At 70.8% G+C, this 8326-nt stretch carries 8 protein-coding genes; 3 read left to right on the top strand and 5 right to left on the bottom strand.

Annotated elements, in window-relative coordinates:
• Window positions 1-98: 98 nt before the first annotated feature.
• On the top strand, window positions 99-983 hold the full coding sequence (locus ACFV9O_RS33310) for an NmrA family NAD(P)-binding protein (protein ID WP_385424643.1): 885 nt from the start codon (window positions 99-101) through the stop codon (window positions 981-983).
• A 52-nt stretch (window positions 984-1035) separates the two neighbouring features.
• Here ACFV9O_RS33310 and ACFV9O_RS33305 read toward each other — a convergent pair whose 3' ends face one another.
• The 3 genes from ACFV9O_RS33305 to ACFV9O_RS33295 form a co-directional block, all read right to left on the bottom strand.
• Complete coding sequence (locus tag ACFV9O_RS33305) at window positions 1036-2142, bottom strand: calcium-binding protein (protein ID WP_385424640.1); 1107 nt, start codon at window positions 2140-2142, stop codon at window positions 1036-1038.
• A gap of 88 nt (window positions 2143-2230) precedes the next feature.
• Window positions 2231-2992 (bottom strand): class I SAM-dependent methyltransferase, encoded by a 762-nt coding sequence (locus ACFV9O_RS33300; RefSeq protein WP_385424652.1) that lies wholly within the window; start codon window positions 2990-2992, stop codon window positions 2231-2233.
• Between the two features lie 65 nt (window positions 2993-3057).
• Window positions 3058-3363, bottom strand: a complete 306-nt coding sequence (locus ACFV9O_RS33295) for a 4a-hydroxytetrahydrobiopterin dehydratase (RefSeq protein ID WP_385424637.1) — start codon at window positions 3361-3363, stop codon at window positions 3058-3060.
• Between the two features lie 49 nt (window positions 3364-3412).
• On the opposite strand from ACFV9O_RS33295, the gene ACFV9O_RS33290 reads away from it, so the two are divergent.
• Window positions 3413-4231: a helix-turn-helix domain-containing protein gene (locus ACFV9O_RS33290; RefSeq protein ID WP_385424634.1), complete on the top strand. Its 819-nt coding sequence runs from the start codon at window positions 3413-3415 to the stop codon at window positions 4229-4231.
• A gap of 88 nt (window positions 4232-4319) precedes the next feature.
• Here ACFV9O_RS33290 and ACFV9O_RS33285 read toward each other — a convergent pair whose 3' ends face one another.
• Both ACFV9O_RS33285 and ACFV9O_RS33280 read right to left on the bottom strand, forming a co-directional pair.
• The gene (locus ACFV9O_RS33285) at window positions 4320-4748 is read right to left on the bottom strand and encodes a hypothetical protein (RefSeq protein WP_385424631.1); all 429 of its coding nucleotides are present in this window, start codon (window positions 4746-4748) and stop codon (window positions 4320-4322) included.
• Between the two features lie 234 nt (window positions 4749-4982).
• Window positions 4983-5528: a tyrosine-type recombinase/integrase gene (locus tag ACFV9O_RS33280; protein ID WP_385424649.1), complete on the bottom strand. Its 546-nt coding sequence runs from the start codon at window positions 5526-5528 to the stop codon at window positions 4983-4985.
• Between the two features lie 179 nt (window positions 5529-5707).
• Here ACFV9O_RS33280 and ACFV9O_RS33275 point away from each other — a divergent pair, with 179 nt between their 5' ends.
• Window positions 5708-8176: a SpoIIE family protein phosphatase gene (locus tag ACFV9O_RS33275; RefSeq protein WP_385424628.1), complete on the top strand. Its 2469-nt coding sequence runs from the start codon at window positions 5708-5710 to the stop codon at window positions 8174-8176.
• Window positions 8177-8326 lie beyond the last annotated feature (150 nt).

Genomic DNA, 8326 nt, shown 5'->3' with positions numbered 1-8326 from the left:
GTGCAGACCCGTGGTCCAGCACGGGTCAGGGCAATCGAGACAAGCGCTTCCTCCCGGGCGTGAACGCCCGGGGTTCCGCGCTAGATCGTGCTGAAGTCATGACGGAGAACCTGAAGCAGCAGACGCAACAGACACAGCAGTCCCGGCCGACCCCGGCGACGCAGCCGGCGACGGTGCTGGTGACGGCGGCGAGCGGCAAGAGCGGCCACCGGGTGGCGGAGCGGCTCGCGGAGCACGGGGTGACCGTGCGGGCCGGTTCGCGCACGGGAGAGGTGCCCTTCGACTGGGAGGACGAGTCGACATGGGGTCCGGCGCTCCGGGGCGCGGACGCCGCGTACGTGACGTACTACCCGGACCTGGCGGGACCGGGCGCGGTGGACGCGATGCGCCGCTTCGGCCGGCTGGCGGCCGAGGGCGGGGTACGTCGGCTGGTGCTGCTGTCCGGCCGCGGTGAGCCGGAGGCGGTGCGCGCGGAGGACGCGCTGCGGGAGGCGGGCGTGCCGCTGACGGTGGTGCGGGCGGCGTTCTTCGCGCAGAACTTCAGCGAGGGCGCCTTCGCCGGCGGGGTGCTCGACGGCGAGATCCCCTTCCCCGCCGGTGACACGGCCGAGCCCTTCCTCGACCTGGAGGACCTCGCGGACGTGGTGGTCACGGTGCTCCTGGACGACGGGCACGAGGGCCTGACCCACGAGCTGACCGGGCCCCGGCTGCTGACGTTCCACGACGTGGCCGCCGAGCTGTCCGCCGCCACCGGGCGCAGGATCGAGTACGTCCCGGTCTCCGGCGACGACTACGTGGCCATGCTGCAGGAGTCCGGCTTCCCGGCCGAGGACGCGCTGTGGCTGACCGAACTCTTCACGATGCTCATGGACGGCCGCAACGCGCATCCGACGGACGGCGTCCAGCGCGTCCTGGGCCGTGCTCCGGGGGACTTCTCGGCCTTCGCGAAGGACGCGGCGGCCTCGGGGGCGTGGTCGGCCTGACACCCGCGGCGCGGCGCCCGAAGACTACGGGCCGACGGCTGCGGGGCAACGACTACCGCGCGACGGTGTCGCTCTCGCAGGTGATGGCGAAGTCGGCCCTGCCGGCTTCGCCGTCGCAGTTGTCCGTGTCCCGCCCCCCGGCCAGGAAGTCACGGGCCGGGCCCGCCCGCAGGGTGTCGTTGCCCGCGCCGCCCACAAGCTTGTCCCGCCCGCCGGCCTCGCCGACCGTCGCGAGGCTGTTGACGTCGACGTTGTCACCGAAAACGGAGTCGTCGCCGCCCCGCGCGACGATCCGGTCGTCGCCCGCGTCGCCGGCCTTGTCCGCGGCGCTGTCACCGACCAGCAGGTCACCGTTGCTGCCGCCGATGATCCGGTCGTTGCCCGCGCCGCTCGCCGTGGCCCCCGCCGAGAAGGTGTTGTGGTCCCCGATGGCGAAGGAGCCGCCGTCGGGCCCGAGGTCGATGCGGTCGTTGCCGCCGTCACCGGTGGCGCGCAGAAGCGCGTTGCTGTCCCCGCGCACCGCATCGAGACCGGTCCCGCCGTCGATGTGGTCGTCGCCCGCGCCGGAGGCCGTGCCCGAATAAGACGTACTGTCCCCGGTGATGCCGTCGTCGCCGGGGCCGCCGATGATCCGGTCGTCCCCGCCGCCCTCGGCATCGCCGTCGAAGGCGACGCTGTCGCCCGCCGCGACGTCATGGCCCTCGCCCAGGATCAGCAGGTCGTCGCCACCGCCGACGGCGTTGCCGCTCTCCGCGCCCGCATCGCCCCGGACGTCGTCGTCGCCCGGCCCGGCGTTGATGCGGTCGTCCCCGAAGCCTCCGCTGATGGTGTCCCCTCCGTCGAGCCCGCAGATGACGTCGTTGCCGCCGCGACCGTCGATCTCGTCGTCGCCGACCGAGCCGACGATGACGTCGGGGCCGTCGGTTCCGGTGACCGTGCCCGAGCCGGTGATGGTCGCCGCACGGCCGAGGCACTGGGGCGTGGGAGCTGCGTCTGCGGTGGCGGCCGGGAGTCCGAGGGTGAGGAGCACGGCAGCGGCCGCAGCCGCGGACAGCACGGGCACCGATACGGGTACGCGTACGGGCACGCGCACGGCGGCCTTGCGGCGGCGGGCGGGGCGCCGACCGGTTCTTGAGCCGGTGAGGGGATGACGGGACATACGAACCTCCGGACGGCCGGTTGACCGGTTGATCACGCAGGGTGAACCCACTCGGACCGTATGCGCCCGCCACCCGGCGAGCGACCGGTCACCGGCGTCCGGGTGACGCTCCGTCACCCGCCGGCGCGGCCCTGCGCAGTGCGAGGAGCCGGTAGCGCGGCTCGGCTCGCGGCTCGTCAGGGTCGGGCAGCGCGCGCAGCTCCTCGGCGAGCTTCTCGGCGATCACCCCGCGCGCCGTGAGCCGGGACGCGTACTCGCCGCGCAGCAGCGCCTGGGCGACACGGCGCGGTGAGCGGCCCTGGCCGTGGCCGGTGAAGTGCGTCTCCCCCGCAGGGCGGAGGCCATGAACCGCGCCGAACGCCTCGATGCGGTCGGCGCGGTCGTACGCCTCGGTCGTGCGGTACGGCGCGAGGACCATGTCGATGTCGCTGCCCACGTCGTGTCCGGCGTCCTTGTCGACGGTGGTGACGAACACGCCGCCGGGGCGCAGCACCCGCGCCGCCTCGGCGACGATGGCCCGTGCGTCCCGTACGAGATGCAGCAGCCACACCGCACTGACCGCGTCCACCGACGCGTCGGGCAGCGGCAGCCGCCGGACGTCGGCGAGGACGACCGCGCCCACACGGGTGGCGGCGATCCTGGCCATGCCGGCCGCGGCGTCGGCACCGAACACACGCAGTCCGCTCCTGCCCAGGCGCTCGGTGACGAGACCGGTGCCGCAGCCGATGTCGAGGAGCGAACGGGCGGTCTCCGGCACGAGCGAGAGCACGGCAGCGGCGGCCGCCGCCGCGCGGGGCACACCGCCGCGCGTCGCGTCGTAGAGCGCGGCCTCCACGTCGTAGTCGAGCAGGGTGTCCCGGCCGGCGCCGGCCGACCCCTCCGTGTCGCGGGTGGTCTCGTCGTCGTGCAGCACGGTCAGCTCGCGCCGTGGCTCGGGGCGACCGTCTCGACGCGGCGCGCGAGCTCGAAGTCGCGATCGGTGATCGCGCCACCCGCGTCGTGCGTGTTCACGGTGAGATTGACCGTGTTGTAGCCGAGCGTGAGATCGGAGTGGTGGTTCAGCTCGTCCTGGATCTGCGCAACGTGCACGACCAGTGCGGTCGCCGCGAAGTGGTTGCCGAGCCGGTACGTACGGGCGATGCGGTCGCCCTCCTGGGACCAGCCGGGCAGCTCGCGCAGCCTGTCCTCGATCTCCTTCTGCGACAGCGGCTCTGTGGGCATGAGCAGGACTCCCTCCGGGATCGTCTTCGTGCGACGTTACGGTTTCCGTATGACAACTGTCGCGCCCGACACGGGAGTGGGGCCACTACTGCGTGCCTGGCGGGAGCGGCGCAGGCTCAGCCAGCTGGAACTGGCCCTGCGCGCCGAGTCCTCCGCCCGGCACATCAGCTTCGTCGAGACGGGGCGGTCCCGGCCGAGCGAGGAGATGGTCCTCAAGCTCGCCGAGCACCTGGACGTCCCGGTCCGCGACCGCAATGCGCTGCTGCTGGCGGCCGGCTACGCGCCGCGTTTCGCCGAGACGCCCATGGACGATCCGGCGCTGGAGGCCCTGCGGGAGGGGATGGAGCGGCTGCTGCACGGGTACGAGCCGTATCCGGCGCTGGTCGTCGACGGCACGTACACGGTCGTGGCGGCCAACCGCGGAATCGCCATGCTCCTCGATGGCCTCCCGGAGCATCTGCTCACTCCCCCGCTCAACGCGATGCGCATCACCCTGCACCCGGAGGGTCTCGCCCCGCGGATCCGCAATCTCCGCGAGTGGCGCGGGCATCTTCTGGACCAGATGGAGCGCCAGATGGCCCTGGTCCGCTCCGAGACGCTGCGCAAGCTGTACGACGAGGTCGCCGCGTATCCCGTGCCGGAGCCTGGCGGCGACGCGGCGGGCCGGGAGGACCGGGAGGACGAGGCGCCCTACCCGTACTTCGCGCTTCCGCTGCGGATCGAACACGGTGGCGTGGTGCTGTCGTTCGTGTCGTCGATCTCGACGTTCAACACGCCGCTGGACGTCACGGTCGCCGAGCTGGCCATCGAAACGTTCCTTCCGGCCGACCCCGCGACGGTGAAGTACCTGCAGTCGCTCACGTCCTGATCTTCCGGAGGGCTCCGGGCCCGAGGGCCGACGTGCGGGTCACATCCCGCACGTCGGCCGCATCGGCCGGCCTGAAGTGGCGCTCCCGTCACGGGGCGGGGTGCGGCGTGAGCGCCCGCAGCGCGAACCACTGAAGCCCCGCGAACCCCGCGACGGTCATCGCCTGCACCATGATCCACAGCGTCCCCGCGGTGCTGGGCTCCAGCCACGCCACCAGCGCGACGACACTGAGCACGGCCCAGACCGCATTGGCGTCGACGACGAGCTTCACGGGCCCGGCGGGCGGCTGCTGCCGAGCGGCAAGGAACCCGACGCCCGCAGCGAACAGGGTGAGAAACACGCCCAGTTCGAGCAGCAGCGCCGCATCGACGCCGAGCAGCCGCCCGAGCGGTCCGGACGCGGCGAGATACGCCAGTCCGTTGGTGCCCGTGACGACGGCGTCGAGGGCGAGGAAGCGACGGAGCGTCGTCTGTGGCTCGGTGGTGCGGGAGAGTCCGGCGAGCAGGGCCTGGGACATGACGGATCAGCCTCCATCGAGGTCGTACGTGCTGGTCGTTGACCCGGAGCTCGAGCGGAGTGCGCCGCCCGAGCCCCGGTGACCACCACGATGCCGGAGGCCCGGCGGAGGGGTCGATTACCGCTGGGGTAATGGCGGTGGCCGGGGCCAACAGGGCCTCCGTGCAGGTCACGGTCGCCCTGCACAGAGACTCTGGCAAGAGAGGGAGCCAAACAGGGAGCCACGGCCGAGAACTCAGGCGCTCGGACCGGACTCGCTGTCCGTCGTATTGCCCCGTCCGAAGATGTCGTCCATCGCCTCAGCTCCCTCCGTGATCACGGGGCGAAGTTGCTTGCGGTAGACCTGTTCCGTGGTCTGGCTGCCGCTGTGGCCGACCACTCGGGCGATGACTTCGATCGGGATGCCGTGGTCCGACAGCAGGGAGACGAAGCTTGTCCGCAACTCCCGGGTCGTCCAGCCTTTCGGGTTCTCGACTCCGGCTGCCTTCAGCAGGGATCGGAAGTTACGCAGGACGTTCGTCGAGGATCGCTGCTCGCCCCATTCATCGGGGAAGGCAAGCCCGTACTCCCGCCAATCCGTGCCGACCGTATCGCATTCTTTCTGCTGCCGCGTCCGATGCGCTTCCATCACAGAGGCAGCCTGCTTCGGCATCGCGAGCGAGCGACGGCTCGTCTTCGTCTTCGTCTTCGTGTCCCCCGTTCGCCGGACGGAGCGCAACACGTCCACATGCGGTCTGGCGTCGCCTCGCTTCCTGGGTGCCGTTCCGGCTGCCGCACGCATGCCGTCCACGTGCTGCGCCCGCCTCGCAGCCCGTCAGCGGGTTTTCCTGACCGAGGTATCAGCCACGGCTGCGACGTTGCCACAGGCAGAGCGCCATCCAGTCAACTGCCCCGAAAGGGGTAAATTTACCTCTATCCCCCATATCGTCCATTCCCAGGCCATCCGGGGATGATGGCTCGATGACTAGAACCACTATCAGCACCGAACGCGTGACACTCGGTAGCCACATACATGCGTCTGACATATCCGACACGGCGTTCGCGCTGCTCGACGAGCAGGGGACGGTGGTCGCGTGGACGCAGGCCGGCGAGCAGCTTGTCGGGTACTGCGCCGGGAGCGTGGTGGGCCGGTCCGCCGCACTCGTACTGCCGTCCCTTGGTGAAGCGCCGACGATGTCGGCGTTCGTCGAGCAGTGCCGTGTCCGGAACGGCTGGTCGGGCGCTTCGGCGGTGCGCCACCGGGACGGCCGCGTGCTCGACGTCGGCCTGCGGATCTCGCCTCTGCAGGGGCAGGACGGAGCAGTGCGGTGGCTTGCGTCCGTGACCGACATCAGCGTGCCGTCCAAGGACCTGGTGCACGGATCAGTGCGCGGGGCGCTTCTTGCCCGTGCGCCGATCGGTGTCTCCGTTCGTGACCTGCAGCTGCGCTGTACCTGGGTGAACGACGTCATGGGGAGCCACGACGGCATTTCCCGTGAGCGGCGGCTCGGATGTCGACTCACCGATGCGTGGCCTGGCACCGAGGCCGAAACCACCGAGGCGGTGATGCGGCACGTGCTCCAGAGCGGCACCGCCAAGATCCACGAATACCGCACGTGGCTGCCGACGAGTCTGGGTAAGGAGCGCCCGTTCGCGGTTTCGTTCTGCTGTCTCCAAGGCGCTGACGGCGAAGCCCTGGGGGTGGGCACCATCAGCGTTGATGTCACGGAGAGCCGACAGGTGCGCGAGTGCCTCACCGTCCTCGGCGAGGCCGGCACGCGCCTGGGTAGAACCCTGGATGTGATGCAGACCGGTCAGGAACTGGCCGATCTTGCCGTGCCTCTGTTCGCCGACTTCGTCGCCGTGGACCTGGAGCAGTCGGCCCTGTTCGGCAAGGGGCCCCCGGTCCGCATCGGCGCGGTGGGCGAGCGCCTCCCCATTCTCCGACGCGCCGGCCTGGCCTCGATCCACCAAGGGGTCCCGGAATCCCCGTGGATGCGCGGTGAGGCGGTCCCCATGCTGCCTGACACGCCCGTCACCGACATTCTGCGCACTGGCAGGCCCTACCTGGAGCCGGTCCTGGACACCGCTCCAGGCTCGTGGATCGACAAGGATTCGGTACGGGCACAGAAGATCCGTGACACCGGCATGCACTCCGTGATGGTCGTCCCCATCCACGTACGGCGCGTCCTGCTGGGCGTGGCGTTGTTCATCCGCACCAAGGACCCGGTGCCGTTCCAGGAGGCCGATCTGCTCCTGGCCGAAGAGTTCGTCAGCCGTGCCGCACTGGCATTGGACAACGCTCGCCAGTACACGCGCGAGCACACTGCGGCCTTCACACTCCAGCGCAACCTGCATCCACGCCGTTTGCACGGCGGCATGGCGGTCGAGGCGGCCTCCCGCTACCTGCCCGCCGACATCGACCGCGGCGTCGGGGGCGACTGGTTCGACGTGATCCCGCTGTCCGGCGCCCAGGTCGCCCTCGTCGTCGGCGATGCGGTCGGACACGGCATCAACGCCGCCACGACCATGGGCAGACTCCGCACCGCCGTCCACACGCTCGCCGACATGGAACTGCCCCCCGACGAACTGCTGACCCGCCTCGACGACACGGTCCAGCGGCTGGCGGAGCAAGACCCCGACGCCCCGGACCAGGCTCCCACGGTGGTGGCCGCCACCTGCCTGTACGCCGTCTACGACCCGGTCACCCGGAAGTGCACCATGGCAACGGCCGGACACCTCCCGCCCGCGATCATCGACCCGAAGGGCAAGGTGACCTTCCCCGACCTGCCCACCGGAGCCCCCCTCGGCGTCGGACTCGGAGTCCCCTTCGAGGCCGTCGAGCTGGAACTGCCCGAGGGAAGTCTCATCGCACTGTACACCGACGGCCTGGTCGAGACCCGCGAGGACGACATCGACGAGGGAATGCACCGCCTGGGCACCGCCCTCGCCCAACCGGAGCTGTCCCTGGAGGAGCTCTGCACCCGCGCGATGGCACCCCTCGAGGATCAGGTGGCGTGCGACGACGCCAGCCTGCTCCTGGTCCGCACCCGCTCGCTCAGCCCGAACCAGGTCGCCTCCTGGACCCTGCCCCGCGACGGCACCGTCCTCCACCGCGCCCAAAACCTCGCCGCCGGTCAGCTGGCCGCATGGGGCCTGGAAAGGCTCGAGGACTCCACGAAGCTGATCATCAGCGAACTGGTCACCAACGCCGTCCGCCACAGCGACGGCCCGATTCGCCTGCGTCTGATCCGACACAAGGTCCTGACCGTCGAAGTGTCCGATGCCGACGTCTCCTCCCCGCGTCCGCAGAGCGCGCGCATCGTCGACGAGCACGGCCGCGGACTCGCCATGGTCGCCCAGCTGTCCAGCAGATGGGGCACCCGACCGGTCGCAGGCGGCAAGGTCCTCTGGGCCGAAGCAGACCTCGCCCACACATCCGGCCGCTGATCGATTGCCCGTCGGGGCGCCGACGTCAAGCACGTGAGGTGACCGATCCCGGCACCACTGGACACTGCGCACCAACGCGTGCCCGCTGCATGCCCGGTCGAGGAGCGAACAGCGGGGAGTAGCGGAGAACCAGGGCGAGACAACCATCCC

Source organism: Streptomyces sp. NPDC059909, from assembly GCF_042730885.1.
In the GTDB taxonomy this organism is placed as follows: Bacteria; Actinomycetota; Actinomycetes; order Streptomycetales; family Streptomycetaceae; genus Streptomyces.
This window is presented reverse-complemented; position numbering and strand designations above follow the sequence as displayed.